Genomic DNA, 15,103 nt, shown 5'->3' on the forward strand with positions numbered 1-15,103 from the left:
CGGTCCTTGCCCTTCATCGCGCCCTCTCCTCGTACTCGCGGCGGACGACGCCGAGACAGGGGGCGTAGCGGCCGTTGGGGTAACGCGTGTGCAGGGCGCCGAGCAGCTGGGAGACCTTCTCGTAGCCGAGCAGGGCGGCCCATTCGAAGGGACCGGCCGGATAGTTCACCCCGAGGCGCATGGCGGTGTCGATGTCCTCGGCCGAGGCGACGCCGCGGTCGGCCGCGTCCACGGCCAGGTCGACGAGCATCGCGACGGTACGGGCGACGATCATGCCCGGGACGTCGCCGATCACCGTGACCTCCTTGCCGAGGGCCTGGAAGAGGCCGACGGCTTCCTGGAGGGTCTCGGGCGAGGTGGTCGGGGCGGTGGCCAGGGCGATCCGGGTGGCGGCCGTGTAGTCGTGGGCGAGGTCGAAGTAGACGATCTCCTCACCCTCGTACTCGAAGACCGCCTCGCCGTCCGCGAGCAGGAGGTGGCCGCCGCCCGGCAGGGTGAAGTGGCCGCCGCGCTTCTGGCGCCGCACCTTGATGCCCGCCGCCTCGATCAGCCCGACCAGCGGCTCGGCGTGGCCGAGGTCGCCGTGGACGGTGACCTTCGCGGGAGCGGGTGCGGGCGCCTCCGACCGGGGCGCGGGCCGCTCGGCGCCCTCGGTGTACGCGAACCAGCCCTGGCCCGTCTTCCGGCCGAGACGTCCCGATTCGACCAGGCGCCGCTGGGCGAGGGACGGAACGAACTTCGGGTCCTGGTGGAAGGCGTCCCAGACGGAGCGCGTGACGGCCTCGTTGACGTCCTGGCCGATCAGGTCGGTCAGCTCGAACGGCCCCATCCTGAAGCCGCCGCAGTCGCGCAGGACGGCGTCGATGGTGGCCGGGTCGGCGGCCTGCTCCTCGTACAGGCGCAGCGCCTCCGCGTAGAAGGGGCGGGCGATGCGGTTGACGAGGAAGCCCGGGGTGTCGGCGCAGCGCACCGGCGTCTTGCCCCACTCCTTGACGGTGGCGTACGCGCGCGTGGCGGCGGTGTCGTCGGTGGCGAAGCCGCTGACCACCTCGACGAGCGGCAGGAGGGGGGCCGGGTTGAAGAAGTGGAGCCCGACGAAACGCCCGGGCAGGCGCAGCTTCCCCGCGATGGCGGTGACGGACAGGGAGGAGGTGTTGGTGGCGAGCAGGCAGTCGTCGGCGACCGTCTTCTCCAGCCGGGCGAACAGCTCCTGCTTGACCGCGAGCCGCTCGACCACGGCTTCGATCACGAGGGCGGCGTCGGCGAGGTCGTCGAGGGCCTCCGCCACGCTCAGCCGTCCGGCCGCCGCGTCCCGCTCCTCCGGCGACATCCGGCCCTTCTCGACCAGCCGGTCGAGGCGCCCAACGATGGCTTCGGCGGCCTCCCGCGCACGGTCGGGCGCGGTGTCGTGGAGCCGTACCGGGTGGCCGGCCACCAGGGCGACCTGGGCGATCCCCTGCCCCATGGTGCCGGTGCCCACGACGGCGACGGTGCGGCTCCGCTCGATGGCCATGTTGTCGGTCATGACAGTGATCCTCCCCGATGAGCTGTCCACAGGTTCGGGAGACCCCCTTGTCCCGACCGATCGTTCGGTTACTCTAGCTCTGTCCGCCTGTCCCTGCCCAGCTCGACGAGGAGTTGGTCCGTCATGGCCGCCGCTCAGCTCACCTCCGACCACCTGACCGAGAGGCACCGCTCCACGCTGGAACAGGCCCTCGAAGCCATCCGCACCCGGGCCTACTGGTCCCCGCACCCCGAGCACCCGAAGGCGTACGGGGAGGACGGCTCGCTGAGCGCCGCCGACGGGCTGGAGGCGCACAAGGCCACGCTCGGCGCCCGCTTCGAGCTGGACCAGCCCGGCACGGACGGCTGGACCGGCGGCGAGGTCTCTCCGTACGGCCCGGAGCTGGGCGTGGAGTACCCGCACGCCGACGTGGACGTCCTGCTCCCCGCGATGCGCGCCGGCATGGCGGCCTGGCGGGACGCCGGGCCCGACACCCGCGCCCTGGTCTGCCTGGAGATCCTGGCCCGCATCAGCGGCCGTACGCACGAGTTCGCGCACGCGGTGATGCACACCAGCGGCCAGGCGTTCATGATGGCGTTCCAGGCGGGCGGCCCGCACGCGCAGGACCGCGGCCTGGAGGCGGTGGCGTACGCGTACGCGGAGCAGGTCCGCACCCCGCTGGACGCCGACTGGTCCAAGCCGCAGGGCAAGCGGGACCCGCTGGAGCTGCGCAAGACGTTCACCCCCGTACCGCGGGGCGTCTCCCTGCTGATCGGCTGCAACACCTTCCCGACGTGGAACGGCTACCCCGGCCTGTTCGCCTCCCTGGCCACCGGCAACCCGGTGCTGGTCAAGCCGCACCCCCGGGCCGTGCTCCCGCTGGCGCTGACGGTCCGGGTGGCGCGCGAGGTGCTGGCCGAGGCCGGCTTCGACCCGAACCTGGTCGCCCTGGCGGTCGAGCGCCCGGGCGAGGGCATCGCCAAGGACCTGGCCGTCCGCCCGGAGATCCGGATCATCGACTACACCGGTTCGACCTCCTTCGGCGACTGGCTGGAGGCCAACGCCCGCCAGGCGCAGGTCTACACGGAGAAGGCCGGCGTCAACACGGTCGTCGTCGACTCCACCGACGACTACAAGGGGATGCTGTCCAACCTGGCCTTCTCCCTGTCCCTGTACAGCGGCCAGATGTGCACCACCCCGCAGAACCTGCTGATCCCGCGCGACGGCATCACCACGGACGCCGGACCCAAGTCTTACGACGAGGTGGTGGCCGACCTGGCGGCCGCGGTGAGCGGGCTGCTGGGCGACGACGCCCGGGCGAACGCCCTGCTCGGCGCCATCGTCAACCCGGACGTGAAGGCCCGCCTGGAAGCGGCCGCGGGGCTCGGCGAGGTGGCCCTGGCCTCCCGCGAGGTGGCCAATCCCGACTTCCCCGGCGCCGTGGTCCGCACACCCGTGCTGGTCAGGCTGGACGGGTCCAAGCCGGACGCGGAGGCGGCGTACATGTCCGAGTGCTTCGGCCCGGTCGCCTTCGCCGTCTCGGTCGAGTCCACCGCCGACGCGCTGGAGCTGCTGCGCCGTACGGTGCGGGAGAAGGGCGCGATGACGGTCGGCGCCTACACGACCTCTCCGGACGTGGAGCGTGCCGTCGAGGAGGTCTGCCTGGAGGAGTCGGCCCAGCTGTCGCTGAACCTGACGGGCGGGGTGTACGTCAACCAGACCGCCGCGTTCTCCGACTTCCACGGCTCGGGCGGCAACCCGGCAGCGAACGCGGCCCTGTGCGACAGCGCGTTCGTGGCCAACCGCTTCCGGGTGGTCGAGGTGCGCAGCCAGGCGTGACGGGCGGCTGAGCGGGTGTGCCGGGCCCGGGACCACCGGGCCGGGCACCCACCGGCATCACGGGCCCGGGCCACCGGACGCCACGGAGCCGGCGTCACCGCGGGATCAGGCCCCCGGCCCGGAGATCTCCGCGTAGCGCTGCACCCAGGCGTGCATGGCGATCGCCGCCGCCGCTCCGGCGTTGATCGACCGGGTGGAGCCGAACTGGGCAATGGAACAGACCATCGCGGCGTGCTTGCGCGCCTCGTCCGTGAGGCCGGGGCCCTCCTGCCCGAAGAGCAGCACACAGCGGCGCGGCAGCTCCGTCCGCTCCAGCGGCACCGCCCCGGGGAGGTTGTCGATCCCGATGATCGGCAGCCCCTCGGACTCGGCCCATGCGGTCAGCGACTCGGTGTCCGGGTGGTGGCGCACGTGCTGGTACCGGTCGGTGACCATGGCGCCGCGCCGGTTCCAGCGCCGCCGGCCCACGATGTGGACCTGCCGGGCCAGGAAGGCGTTCGCGGTCCGCACGACGGAGCCGATGTTGAAGTCGTGGCCCCAGTTCTCCACGGCCACATGGAAGTCGTGCCGCCGGGTGTCCAGGTCGGCGACGATCGCCTCACGCCGCCAGTACCGGTAGCGGTCGACCACATTGCGCCGGTCGCCGCCGGCGAGCAGCTCCGGGTCGTACCGCTCGTCCTCCGGCCACGGCCGGGGGTGCGGGCCGACGCCGATCTCGGGGGCGTAGCCGTCGTCGTACTGGAGGGGGGTCTCGCTGCTCACCCCACGAGGGTACGGGGGCCGGGCTCCTCCGACGCGTCCCGCTGTCGCTGCGGTATCCGGCGGGAGCCCGCCAGGAGCCGGTCACGGCCGCGCCGGACGCGGGTGCCCAGCCAGATCAGGAACACCGTCGGCAGGAACACGGCATCGGCGGCGATCATGGCGAGCGAGAAGAAGGGCAGCCCGAGCAGCAGCGCGATCCCGGCGTGCTCGAGCATCATCACCACCAGCAGGACGTTCTTGACCCGCCGGTTGAACAGCGTGAAGGGGAAGGCGACCTGCACGATCACGGTGCCGTAGGTCAGCACCATCACCATCACGCCGCTGGCGGCCAGCACGTCCGACAGCAGGGGCCAGGGGGTGAAGTAGTCCAGCTTGAGCGGGTAGTACAGCGCCGTGCCGTCCTGCCACCGTGAGCCCTGGATCTTGTACCAGCCGGCCGTCGCGTAGATCAGGCAGACCTCGGCCATGATCACGACCAGGGTGGCGTTGTGCACCAGGTTGGCAAGGACGTCGGCCAGGATGCGCGGCTGCCCCGGCGCGTACCGGCACACCAGCCACCACACGCCCTGTGCCGCCCACACCAGCCACAGCAGCACCAGAAGCCATGGCTCGCCGGTCCGGCCGATGAACAGCGACGCGGCGACCAGGCCGAGGGCGAGGACCACCCACATCACCGGCCCCAGCGGATCGCGCGCGGGCCCGGGGCGCGCCGCCCGGCGGGCGTCGACGGACCAGACCTGGCTGCACCGGGTCAGGACCAGGTAGATCGCCATCAGGTGGATGACGTTGTCCCCGCCGTCGCCCATGAAGATGGAGCGGTTCTGCAACGACAGCACGCCGACCATGAACAGCACGGACATGGTGCGGGTGCGCCAGCCGATCAGCAGCAGGACGCTGGACAGCACGGCGAGGGCGTACACGGTCTCGAACCACAGCACGCCGTCCGACCACATCAGGACCGTGAAGGCGTGGTTGTTGGCGATCAGCTGCTGGCCCATGTCCCACGACCAGGGGCCGTCCGGCCCGTACAGCTCGTGGCGGTGGGGGAACTCCCGCAGCAGGAACAGCAGCCAGGCGGCGGCGAACCCGATGCGGACGACGGCGGCCTGGTACGGCCCGAGGGCCGCGCCGGTGACGCGCTGGACGGCGCGGGCGAGCCGGCGGTCGATCGGTTCGGTACGGACACGGCTGCCGGTACGGGCAGGGGCGTCGTTCGGGTTCACTTGTCCGCCTCCGTACGGCCGCCGGTGACCCCGCCGGGCAGGTCCGCCGCGGTGACCGTCCACCACGGGAGCACCCGGTAGTAGGGGCGGGTGTCGGTCTTCTCGTCGCTCCAGTGAGGAGCCTCGACGCCCCGAGTGGCGGAGCGGAGCTGTATCCGTTCGATCCTGCCGCCCAGGTGGTGGGCGTCCAGCCGCAGCATGGCGATGCGCCGGATGTAGCGCTCGGAGAGCTGTCCGCGCATGCCGTTGGGGCGGTTGGCGTCGGTGTGCGAGTTCACGTAGAAGTCCCAGCCCCGGCGCAGCTCGTTCTGGTTCACGTGGCTGGGGAAGAGGTTGCCGCGGATCGCCTCGCCGTCGTCGCCCGACAGGTCGATCCAGCCGGTGGTCCTGCGCCCGCCGTCGGTCCCGACGACCTCGGCACGGGCGTGCACGGAGATGTTCTGCTGCAGCGGGTTGGGGGCGAACAGCTTCCAGTTCTGCTCGAACTCGGGGAACACCCAGTCGTCGACGGCCTCGCCGTGCTGCTTGGTGAGCGTGTTCGAGGGCGCGACGTGCAGGAACGCCATGGCCAGGTGCATGCAGGCGAACATCCCCACGACGGCGAGCGAGACGGCAGCCACCACCTGGTACGGGAGGGAGAGCGCGGCTATCCCGGCGCGGCCCGCCGGGCCACCCGCGCCCGCCGGGGCATCCGCGCCCGCCCGCCCGTCAGCGGCGGCCGCTGCGTGCGCGTCGGGGGCCGAGTGGCGCTCGGGCCGGGACTCGGACTCGGAATGGGGCTTGGTCTCCGTCGTGAGGGAACCGGCGTCCGGCCGGGCGCCCGTGGCGGACCAGGACGGGCCGGCCGCACGGTCCCGCCGCGGCGCCAGGTCGGCGGCCCCGGGGCGTCCGGCCGCCGCCGGTGCGGCACCCGGACCGGGGGTGATGGCCCGCTCGGTCGCCCGATCGGCGCAGCGGGCCTCCGGGGATGCGGAGGAGGCCTCACCGGCCGGTTCCGAAGGGGCGCCGGGGCTGGATTCCGGGCCGGAGGGGGCGGCGGCGGAGGGGGCGGCCGGAGGGGGCACGGTGCCGGAGCCTTCCGTATCGGTGGCGCGCCGGGCTCGGCCACCCGCCTCCTTGTCGTACGAGTCCATCCCGCCCCGTTCCCGTCCCCATCGATCAGCCGGAGTTATCCACAGGGTTGACACCATACGGGCCGCCGACTCACCATTGAAGTCATTCAACCGAACGATCGGTCGGTAGGGGGCCCGATGACGGCAGTGACTGCGGACACGCAGGAGGCGTACCAGGCGGTGTTCGATGCCGCCGTGGCCTCCGACGAGCGGATCGAGCCGCGCGACTGGATGCCGGAGGCGTATCGCGCCACCCTGGTCCGGCAGATCGCCCAGCACGCCCACTCCGAGATCATCGGCATGCAGCCGGAGGCGAACTGGATCACCCGCGCGCCCTCGCTGCGGCGCAAGGCGATCCTGATGGCCAAGGTGCAGGACGAGGCGGGGCACGGTCTGTACCTGTACAGCGCCGCCGAGACCCTCGGCACCAGCCGCGACGAGCTGCTCGACAAGCTGCACGCCGGGCGCCAGAAGTACTCCTCCATCTTCAACTACCCCACGCTGACCTGGGCCGACGTCGGCGCCATCGGCTGGCTCGTGGACGGCGCGGCGATCACCAACCAGGTGCCGCTGTGCCGCTGCTCCTACGGGCCGTACGCCCGCGCGATGGTGCGGATCTGCAAGGAGGAGTCGTTCCACCAGCGCCAGGGGTACGAATCGCTCCTCGCGCTCTCGCGCGGGACGCCCGAGCAGCACGCGATGGCGCAGGACGCGGTGAACCGCTGGTGGTGGCCGTCGCTGATGATGTTCGGCCCGCCGGACGACGAGTCGTCGCACTCGGCGCAGTCGATGGCGTGGAAGATCAAGCGGCACTCGAACGACGACCTGCGGCAGCGGTTCGTCGACATCTGCGTCCCGCAGGCCGAGGCCCTGGGCCTCACCCTCCCCGACCCGGATCTCCGGTGGAACGAGGAGCGCGGGCACTACGACTTCGGCCCCATCGACTGGACCGAGTTCTGGGACGTCCTCAAGGGCAACGGGCCCTGCAACGAACAGCGCATCACCCAGCGTCGCCGTGCCCACGAGGACGGCGCCTGGGTCAGGGACGCCGCGGCGGCGTACGCGGCGAAGCACGGGGAGGCGACGGCATGACGACCAGCGAGTGGCCGCTGTGGGAGGTGTTCGTGCGCTCGCGCCGCGGACTGTCCCACACGCACGCGGGAAGCCTCCACGCGCCGGACGCGGAGATGGCCCTGCGCAACGCACGGGACCTGTACACCCGCCGCAGTGAGGGCGTCTCCATCTGGGTGATGCCGTCGGCCGGCATCACCGCCTCCTCGCCGGACGAGAAGGACCCGTTCTTCGAGCCGGCCGCGGACAAGCCCTACCGGCACCCGACCTTCTACGAGGTCCCGGAGGGGGTGAAGAACCTGTGACCGCCACCGTGAACACGGCCGCTGCGCTCGCCCTGGGCGACGACGCGCTGGTGCTGTCGCACCGGCTCGGGGAGTGGGCGGGCCACGCCCCCGTCCTGGAGGAGGAGGTCGCGCTCGCCAACATCGCGCTGGACCTGCTCGGCCAGGCACGGGTGCTGCTCTCCCTCGTCGGTGACGAGGACGAGCTGGCGTACCTCCGCGAGGAGCGGGCGTTCCGCAACGTCCAGCTGGTCGAGCAGCCGAACGGCGACTTCGCCCACACCATCGCCCGGCAGCTGTACTTCTCCACCTACCAGCGGCTGCTGTACGGCCGGCTGGCCGCGGCCGGCGAAGTCGGCGACCTGGCAGGGCTCGCGGCCAAGGCGGTCAAGGAGGTCGCCTACCACCAGGACCACGCCGAGCAGTGGACACTGCGGCTGGGCGACGGCACCCCCGAGAGCCACGAGCGGATGCTGCGGGCCTGCACGGCGCTGTGGCGCTTCACGGGCGAGCTGTTCCAGCCGGTGGACGGTTTGGACGTCGACTGGCGCGAACTGGAGTCCGACTGGCTGGCCTCCGTCACGGCGGTCCTGGAGCGGGCCACCCTGCCGGTGCCGGACGGCCCGCGCACGGGTGCGTGGAGCGCCGGGGCCGGCCGGCAGGGCCTGCACACGGAGAGCTTCGGCCGGATGCTGGCCGAGATGCAGCACCTGCACCGCAGCCACCCGGGAGCGTCATGGTGACCGGCACGGCGGACAGGACGGCGCTGGAGGAGGAGCTGAGCCGGCTCGCCGGTTCCGTGCCCGACCCCGAGCTGCCCGTCCTCACGCTGGAGGAGCTGGGTGTCCTGCGCGGGGTGCACGTCCTCGGCCCCGGGCGCGTCCAGGTGGAGCTGACCCCCACCTACACCGGCTGCCCCGCCGTCGAGGCGATGTCCTCGGACATCGAGCGCGTGCTGCGCGACCACGGCGTGCCGGACGTCTCCGTCGTCACGGTCCTCTCCCCCGCCTGGTCGACCGACGACATCAGCGCCGAGGGCCGCCGCAAGCTCGCCGAGTTCGGCATAGCGCCGCCCCGCCACCAGGGCGGCGGCGCGACCGGCCCCGTGCCGCTCACGCTGGCCATCCGCTGTCCGCACTGCGGCTCGACGGAGACGGAACTGCTGAGCCGCTTCTCCTCCACCGCGTGCAAGGCGCTGCGCCGCTGCACCGCCTGCCGTGAACCGTTCGACCACTTCAAGGAGTTGTAGATGTTCCACCCGCTCCGGGTGAGCGAGGTCGAGCAGCTCACGGACGACTCGGTCGCCGTCACCTTCGCGGTGCCGCCCGAGCTGCGCGAGACCTTCCGCCACACCCCGGGACAGCACCTCGCCCTGCGCCGCCGGAGCGCGGGCGGCGAGGAGGTCCGCCGGACGTACTCGATCTGCTCCCCCGCCGCGCCCGAGGGCGAGGACCCGGTGCTGCGGGTCGGCATCCGGCTGGTGGACGGCGGCGAGTTCTCCACGTACGCCCTCAAGGAGCTCGTGGTCGGGGACACGGTCGAGGTGATGGAGCCGATGGGCCGGTTCCTCCTGCCGCCGCGCCCCGGCCATTTCGCGGCCGTCGTGGGCGGCAGCGGGATCACCCCGGTGCTGTCGATGGCCTCGACCCTGCTGGCCCGTGAGCCGGAAGCCCGGTTCTGCCTGATACGCAGCGACCGCACGGCCGCCTCGACGATGTTCCTCGAAGAGGTCGCCGACCTGAAGGACCGCTTCCCCGACCGGTTCCAGCTGGTGACCGTGCTGTCGCGGGAGGAGCAGCAGTCCGGGCTGCCTTCCGGGCGGCTGGACCAGGAACGGCTGACCGCACTGCTGCCGGCGCTGCTGCCGGTGGCCGATGTGGACGGCTGGTACCTGTGCGGGCCCTTCGGTCTGGTCATCGGTGCCGAGCGGGCCCTGCGGGGCATGGGAGTGGAGCGGGGCCGCATCCACCAGGAGATCTTCCACGTGGACGACGGCTCGGCCCCGGCCGCGGCCCGCACGGCCTCGGCACCGGCACCGGCGCACGCCACGCTCACCGCGACCCTGGACGGCCGGTCCGGCACCTGGCCGGTCCAGGAAGGGGAGTCCCTGCTGGAGACGGTGCTGCGGAGCCGCTCGGACGCGCCGTACGCCTGCAAGGGCGGCGTCTGCGGCACCTGCCGCGCGTTCGTCGTCACCGGCGAGGTCCGGATGGACCGCAACTACGCGCTGGAGAGCGAGGAGACCGACGCGGGATACGTGCTGGCCTGCCAGTCGCACCCGGTGACCCCGGAAGTGGAGCTCGACTTCGACCGCTGAGGCCGGCGGCGCCCGGACCCGTGTCCGGGGCCGAACGCGGCCGGGCCGGGACCGCCGAAGGCGGGCGGCGCGCCCGGGCACGAGCCCTCGTCACCGGTCCGCCCGCACCGGTCGCGCTCGGTCTCGTGCGCCACGTGTCGCACCGTGGGCGCGTCCGCCGAGTGGAGGCGGACGCCCGGTTCGGGCACCGGCGCCCCGCAGCGCTCCGGAGGGACCGCTCGCCGTACCGACTCGAACCCCGACCGACAGGACCGGGCGGAAGGGGGCAGGGGTGGCCCGCAGGCACCCCCGGCCTCACCGGCCCTCGCCGGGCGGGTGCGGGGCGCCGGGCTACAGGACGATGGCGGGGCTGCCGTTGTCGGTGACCATGGGGCGGCCGGCGCCTTCCCAGGCGAGCATGCCGCCGTCGATGTTCACGGCGTCGATGCCCTGCTGGACCAGGTACTGCGTCACCTGGGCCGACCGGCCGCCGACCCGGCACATCACATAGGCGCGGCGACCGTCGGCGACGGCCTCGGTGACCTCACCGAACCGGGACACGAAGTCGCTCATCGGCACGTGCAGCGCGCCTTCCACGTGCCCGGCCGCCCATTCGTCGTGCTCGCGGACGTCCAGCACCAGTCCGTCGGCCGGCACCGACGCGGCGTCCACGGTGGGCAGCGGTGCGAAGTTCATGGGTCAGGCCTTCTCTCATCGGTGGGCTCGTCGGTGGGCGTCGGCCCACCCGTCGGCAGGGCACCCGGCACCCGGCAGCGGGCTCCGCGGCGGGGCTCGGCGGGCACCGCCCGGACCCACGGGCAAGCGGGTACTCCCGACGCTACTGCACGGCGGCTACGGCGCGAGCGCCGCCAGCTCCGCCTCGCGTGCGGAGACCTGCGCCAGCAGCTGCTCGGCGATCTCCTCCAGGAGGCGGTCGGGGTCGTCCGGCGCCATCCGCAGCATCGCGCCGATGGCACTGTCCTCCAGGTCCCGCGCCACCACGGTCAGCAGTTCCTTGCGCCGCGCCAGCCATTCGAGCCGGGCGTACAGCTCCTCGCTCTCGCTGAGCTCGGGGACGGCGGGCGCGGGGCCCGCGGCCCACTCCTCGGACAGCTCCCGCAGCAGCGCCTCGTCGCCCCGCCCGTAGGCGGCGTTGACCCGGGTGATGAACTCCTCGCGCCGCCTGCGCTCCTGCTCCTCGCGCGCCAGGTCCGGGTGCGCCTTGCGGGCCAGCTCGCGGTAGAGCTTCCGCGCCTCGTCGCTGGGCCGCACCCGCTTGGGCGGCTGCACCGGCCGGTCGGTGAGCATCGCGGCGGCCTCGGGGGACAGGCCCGCGGAGTCCATCCAGTCACCGAACAACTCCTCGACGCCCGGCATGGGCATCACCAGTGCCCGCGCCGACTGCGCCCTCGCCACGTCCTCCGGGTCGCCGGTCCGGGCGGCCCTGGCCTCCGCGATCAGCGCGTCGAGCTCGTCCAGCCGCGTGTACATCGGGCCGAGTTTCTGGTGGTGCAGCCGGGAGAAGTTCTCCACCTCCACCCGGAACGTCTCCACCGCGATCTCGAACTCGATCAGCGCCTGCTCCGCCGCCCGCACCGCCCGCTCCAGGCGCGCCTCGGGGCGCTCGGCGGCGTCGGAACCGTCGGCGGTCGGGGCACCGGTCACGTCATCGTTCGGGGTCGTCACCCGACCAGCGTACGGGCGCCGCGCCCCGGCACGTCACACCCCCAGCTCGGCGGCTATGCGCCCGCCCCTGACCGCCGCGAGCAGATCGGCGTGGTCCGCCTCGGTCCGGTCCGCGTACGCCACGGCGAACCGGGCGACCGCCTCGTCCAGCTCCTCGTTCTTGCCGCAGTACCCGGCGATGAGCCGCGGGTCCGCACTGTGCGCGTGCGCCCGCGCCAGCAGGGCGCCCGTCATCCGGCCGTAGTCGTCCACCTGGTCGGCCGAGAGGGCGGCCGGGTCCACGCTTCCCTTGCGGTTGCGGAACTGCCGTACCTGGTAGGGGCGGCCCTCGACCGTCGTCCAGCCGAGCAGGCTGTCGCTGACGACCTGCATGCGCTTCTGCCCGAGGACCACGCGCCGTCCCTCGTGCGCCACCTCCGCCACCGGGAAGCCGGCCCGCGGCAGATGGGGCAGCAGCGCGGACGGGCGGGCCTCCTTCACCTGGAGCACCAGCGGCTCACCCCGGTGGTCCAGCAGCAGCACCACGTACGACCGCGTCCCCACGCTCCCGGTGCCCACCACCCGGAACGCCACGTCGTGGATGGCGTACCGCGCGAGCAGCGGCAGCCGGTCCTCCGGCAGCGTCTCCAGGTACGCGCCCAGCGAGGCGGCGACCGCCGCCGCCTCGGCGTCCGGCACCCGGCGCAGCACCGGCGGCGCGTCCACGAACCGCCGCCCGCCGTCGGGGCACTCCTCCGTGGCCTTGGCGGCGAAGCGGGCACTGGTGTTGTTCCGTGCCTTCTCCGACACCCGCTCCAGGGTGCCGAGCAGGTCCCGCGCGTCGGTGTGGGACACCAGCTCCTCGTCCGCGATGGCGTTCCAGGCGTCGGCCACGGGCAGCTTGGCGAGCAGCCGCATGGTCCGCCGGTAGGCGCCCACCGCGTCGAAAGCGGCCGCCCGGCACACGTCCTCGTCCGCGCCCGCCTCCCGGCCCGCCAGCACCAGGGACGTCGCGAGCCGCTTGACGTCCCACTCCCAGGGGCCGGTCACGGTCTCGTCGAAGTCGTTCAGGTCGATCATGAGCCGGCCGCGCGCGTCGCCGTACAGCCCGAAGTTCGCCGCGTGGGCGTCGCCGCATATCTGGGCGCTGATGCCGGTGACCGGCGTGCCGGCCAGGTCGTGCGCCATCAGTCCGGCGGACCCGCGCAGGAAGGCGAACGGCGTGGCGGCCATCCGGCCCACCCGTATGGGGGTCAGCGCGGGCACGCGGCCCCGGCTCGACTCCTCCACCGCCCGCACCGCGTCCGGCCGCCCCGCGTCGCCGGACGTGCCCGGCGCGTCGTGCGACGACCGGGGCACCCGGTCCCGCAGCGCCTTGCCCCGCGCCTTGGGCGAGTCCCCGGCGGTCCGGACGCGCTCCACGGAGGCGAAGCCGGGCACCTCCGGTATGCGTGCGCCGTCACCACCGGTCCCGCGCTGCGCCGGTACCGCCGCCCGGATGTCACCCATGGACCCCGCCCCCACTCCGCGTCGCTCAGTTGCCCCCCGACGGTACCTCCGCCTCCCGCCGGCCGTCCCGGCCTGTGGACAACCCCGCCCCCCGGTCAGACGGCGACGGCCTCCTCCAGTTCCTCCTCCAGCTCCTCGCCGGCGTCCCGGCCGGCACCGGAGCCCGCGACCGCCCCGCTCCGTCGCCGGGCCTCCGCCACCCCGGCCGCGGCCATCGCGAGGACACCCGCCAGCAGCCACAGGGCAAGCACCAGCACATGTCCGCCGAGGCCGTGGCCACCGAAGTACACATGGGCCCGTACGCCCTCGACGAACCCGGCGCCGTTCCAGAAGGCGTGCAGCGACGCGAACAGCCCCGGCTGCAGTTCCGGCCGGAACACCCCGCCCGAACTGGTGAAGTTGAGCATCACGAACAGCACCATCACGCCCAGCGTCGTCCACCGCTTCAGGAACGTGTGCAGCCCTACGCCGATCAGCAGGATCCCCGCCGAGTACAGCCACGCCATCGCCCAGACGCCGCCCAGTCCCTCGTCCACCAGGTGGAACAGCGGCCCGGCGAACACCGCCCCGATCACGCTCACCACCAGCGACATCCCCGCCGCGAGCAGCGCCCTGAGCCGCAGCGGCAGCACGGCACCCGCCCCGCCGATCACCGCCACGGACGCGTACGAGCCGATCGACAGGGCCACCAGCAGGAAGAAGACGCCCTGCCCCGTGGGATCGCCCTTCGCGACCGGCACCACGTCCGTCACCTTCAGCGGCGCGCCCCGCTCCGCCGCGACGCCGGTGAAGACCTTCTCCACCACCGTGGCGCTGGTGTCCGAGGAGGCCGAGGCGATCAGCAGCTCGGGCTTCGCCCCGGGCACGTACGCCCCGAAGGACTCCTGCGCCTCCAGCGCCTCGACCGCCGCCTCACGCCCGGGAACGGTCCGCACGTCCAGCGCGCCGTCCCCCTTGTCGTGCAGCGCCTGCGCCAGCACCTGGGCGCCGGCTCCGGAGCCCACGACGTCGACCCGCAGGTCGTGCGGCGCGGGGGCGTGGAAGGCGCCCAGGTACGCGAGCCCCATCCCGACGCACATCAGCAGCGGTGTCAGCAGATGACCGAGCACATGACGCAGCGCACCCGCGGTACCCGTACCGGCGCCGGAACCGGCGGGTGCCCTCCGCGCCGGGACCGATGGTGAGGACACCGAGGACGACATGACGAACAACCTCCAACGGTTGGCTTTTACAACCTTCCTTACCGTTGTACTATACAACTGAATGTCGAGGAAGAACGACGCGAAGACGACGCAAGACGGACGAGAAGAAGCGGAAGAGGTGACCCATGGCCGCCGGACGCGACGAGTCGGTCGACACCATCCAGCGCGAGCTGACGGCGTTCGCCCGCCGGGCCCGCGCCACGGCCGCGCGCCTCCACCCGGAGCTGTCCCTCGTCTCGTACACCCTGCTCGCGCACATCGACGCCCAGCAGGGGTGCCGCGCCACCGACCTGGCCGCCCACTACCTGCTGGACAAGTCGACCGTCAGCCGACAGGTCGCCACCCTCGAGAAACTGGGCCTGGTCGAACGCCGCCCCGACCCGGCCGACCACCGGGTCCAGGTGCTCCACCCCACGGAAGCCGGCACCCGGGCCCTGTCCTCCACGCAGGCCAGCCGCCGCGCGGCCTACCAGGAACGCCTGGCCGACTGGTCCACCGAGGACCTCGACCGCTTCGCCGCCTACCTGATCCGCTACAACGGCAGCGCGTGACCGATCGCCCTGAGAGCTTCCTCACACGGTCCGTCAGATCGGTGTGAATTCTCCGTCCGACCCGCCCCGGAAACGACAAGAACGG

Annotated in this window: 15 protein-coding genes; 7 read left to right on the forward strand and 8 right to left on the reverse strand. The window is 72.9% G+C overall.

The features are described 5' to 3' along the window. Positions 1-13 precede the first annotated feature (13 nt). Positions 14-1,525, reverse strand: coding sequence for a 3-hydroxyacyl-CoA dehydrogenase (locus A4V12_RS14205; protein WP_199831287.1), 1,512 nt, complete (start codon positions 1,523-1,525; stop codon positions 14-16). Positions 1,526-1,648: 123 nt separating this feature from the next. On the opposite strand from A4V12_RS14205, the gene paaN reads away from it, so the two are divergent. Next, a complete protein-coding gene (gene paaN, locus A4V12_RS14210; protein WP_064069695.1) occupies positions 1,649-3,343 on the forward strand; it encodes a phenylacetic acid degradation protein PaaN in 1,695 nt (564 codons plus the stop codon). Between the two features lie 105 nt (positions 3,344-3,448). Here the strand turns inward: paaN and A4V12_RS14215 are convergent, their stop codons facing one another. The 3 genes from A4V12_RS14215 to A4V12_RS14225 are packed head-to-tail and all read right to left on the reverse strand — an operon-like array spanning position 3,449 to position 6,197. Then, positions 3,449-4,105: a TrmH family RNA methyltransferase gene (locus A4V12_RS14215; RefSeq protein WP_064069696.1), complete on the reverse strand. Its 657-nt coding sequence runs from the start codon at positions 4,103-4,105 to the stop codon at positions 3,449-3,451. Further along, the gene (locus A4V12_RS14220; RefSeq protein ID WP_064069697.1) at positions 4,102-5,328 is read right to left on the reverse strand and encodes an HTTM domain-containing protein; all 1,227 of its coding nucleotides are present in this window, start codon (positions 5,326-5,328) and stop codon (positions 4,102-4,104) included. Before A4V12_RS14220 ends, A4V12_RS14215 begins: the two co-directional genes overlap by 4 nt. Beyond that, positions 5,325-6,197 carry a DUF5819 family protein gene (locus A4V12_RS14225; protein WP_234372188.1) on the reverse strand — a complete coding sequence of 291 codons (873 nt, stop codon included), beginning with the start codon at positions 6,195-6,197 and terminating at the stop codon, positions 5,325-5,327. Before A4V12_RS14225 ends, A4V12_RS14220 begins: the two co-directional genes overlap by 4 nt. Positions 6,198-6,578: 381 nt before the next feature. On the opposite strand from A4V12_RS14225, the gene paaA reads away from it, so the two are divergent. From paaA to A4V12_RS14250, 5 genes are read left to right on the forward strand one after another with little or no spacing between them, the layout of a single operon-like run. After that, positions 6,579-7,532, forward strand: a complete 954-nt coding sequence (gene paaA, locus A4V12_RS14230; protein ID WP_064069698.1) for a 1,2-phenylacetyl-CoA epoxidase subunit PaaA — start codon at positions 6,579-6,581, stop codon at positions 7,530-7,532. Then, the gene (paaB, locus tag A4V12_RS14235; RefSeq protein WP_064069699.1) at positions 7,529-7,816 is read left to right on the forward strand and encodes a 1,2-phenylacetyl-CoA epoxidase subunit PaaB; all 288 of its coding nucleotides are present in this window, start codon (positions 7,529-7,531) and stop codon (positions 7,814-7,816) included. The genes paaA and paaB overlap by 4 nt, the downstream gene beginning before the upstream one ends. Continuing rightward, on the forward strand, positions 7,813-8,538 hold the full coding sequence (gene paaC, locus A4V12_RS14240) for a 1,2-phenylacetyl-CoA epoxidase subunit PaaC (RefSeq protein ID WP_064069700.1): 726 nt from the start codon (positions 7,813-7,815) through the stop codon (positions 8,536-8,538). Before paaB ends, paaC begins: the two co-directional genes overlap by 4 nt. Next, entirely contained in the window at positions 8,532-9,044 is a 513-nt protein-coding gene (gene paaD, locus A4V12_RS14245) for a 1,2-phenylacetyl-CoA epoxidase subunit PaaD (RefSeq protein WP_064069701.1), read from the forward strand. The genes paaC and paaD overlap by 7 nt, the downstream gene beginning before the upstream one ends. After that, positions 9,045-10,112, forward strand: coding sequence for a 2Fe-2S iron-sulfur cluster-binding protein (locus A4V12_RS14250; protein WP_064069702.1), 1,068 nt, complete (start codon positions 9,045-9,047; stop codon positions 10,110-10,112). A 330-nt stretch (positions 10,113-10,442) separates the two neighbouring features. Here the strand turns inward: A4V12_RS14250 and A4V12_RS14255 are convergent, their stop codons facing one another. The 4 genes from A4V12_RS14255 to A4V12_RS14270 form a co-directional block, all read right to left on the reverse strand. Next, positions 10,443-10,787, reverse strand: a complete 345-nt coding sequence (locus A4V12_RS14255) for a rhodanese-like domain-containing protein (protein ID WP_064069703.1) — start codon at positions 10,785-10,787, stop codon at positions 10,443-10,445. A gap of 156 nt (positions 10,788-10,943) precedes the next feature. Beyond that, positions 10,944-11,777 (reverse strand): hypothetical protein, encoded by an 834-nt coding sequence (locus tag A4V12_RS14260; protein WP_064069704.1) that lies wholly within the window; start codon positions 11,775-11,777, stop codon positions 10,944-10,946. Positions 11,778-11,810: 33 nt separating this feature from the next. Continuing rightward, positions 11,811-13,265: a DUF2252 domain-containing protein gene (locus A4V12_RS14265; RefSeq protein WP_064069705.1), complete on the reverse strand. Its 1,455-nt coding sequence runs from the start codon at positions 13,263-13,265 to the stop codon at positions 11,811-11,813. Positions 13,266-13,360: 95 nt separating this feature from the next. Continuing rightward, positions 13,361-14,467 (reverse strand): hypothetical protein, encoded by a 1,107-nt coding sequence (locus tag A4V12_RS14270; RefSeq protein WP_064069858.1) that lies wholly within the window; start codon positions 14,465-14,467, stop codon positions 13,361-13,363. 125 nt (positions 14,468-14,592) lie between these two features. On the opposite strand from A4V12_RS14270, the gene A4V12_RS14275 reads away from it, so the two are divergent. Then, positions 14,593-15,018: a MarR family winged helix-turn-helix transcriptional regulator gene (locus A4V12_RS14275; RefSeq protein WP_064069706.1), complete on the forward strand. Its 426-nt coding sequence runs from the start codon at positions 14,593-14,595 to the stop codon at positions 15,016-15,018. Positions 15,019-15,103 lie beyond the last annotated feature (85 nt).

It is taken from the genome of Streptomyces noursei, from assembly GCF_001646665.1.
GTDB classification, from domain to species: domain Bacteria; phylum Actinomycetota; class Actinomycetes; order Streptomycetales; family Streptomycetaceae; genus Streptomyces; species Streptomyces lavendulocolor.

Coding starts and splice junctions, on each gene's coding strand:
- paaB (WP_064069699.1), top strand. CDS start 7,529: ATGACGACCAGCGAGTGGCCGCTGTGGGAGGTGTTCGTGCGCTCGCGC.
- A4V12_RS14275 (WP_064069706.1), top strand. CDS start 14,593: ATGGCCGCCGGACGCGACGAGTCGGTCGACACCATCCAGCGCGAGCTG.
- paaA (WP_064069698.1), top strand. CDS start 6,579: ATGACGGCAGTGACTGCGGACACGCAGGAGGCGTACCAGGCGGTGTTC.
- A4V12_RS14270 (WP_064069858.1), bottom strand. CDS start 14,467: ATGTCGTCCTCGGTGTCCTCACCATCGGTCCCGGCGCGGAGGGCACCC.
- paaD (WP_064069701.1), top strand. CDS start 8,532: ATGGTGACCGGCACGGCGGACAGGACGGCGCTGGAGGAGGAGCTGAGC.
- A4V12_RS14205 (WP_199831287.1), bottom strand. CDS start 1,525: ATGACCGACAACATGGCCATCGAGCGGAGCCGCACCGTCGCCGTCGTG.
- A4V12_RS14250 (WP_064069702.1), top strand. CDS start 9,045: ATGTTCCACCCGCTCCGGGTGAGCGAGGTCGAGCAGCTCACGGACGAC.
- paaN (WP_064069695.1), top strand. CDS start 1,649: ATGGCCGCCGCTCAGCTCACCTCCGACCACCTGACCGAGAGGCACCGC.
- A4V12_RS14265 (WP_064069705.1), bottom strand. CDS start 13,265: ATGGGTGACATCCGGGCGGCGGTACCGGCGCAGCGCGGGACCGGTGGT.
- A4V12_RS14255 (WP_064069703.1), bottom strand. CDS start 10,787: ATGAACTTCGCACCGCTGCCCACCGTGGACGCCGCGTCGGTGCCGGCC.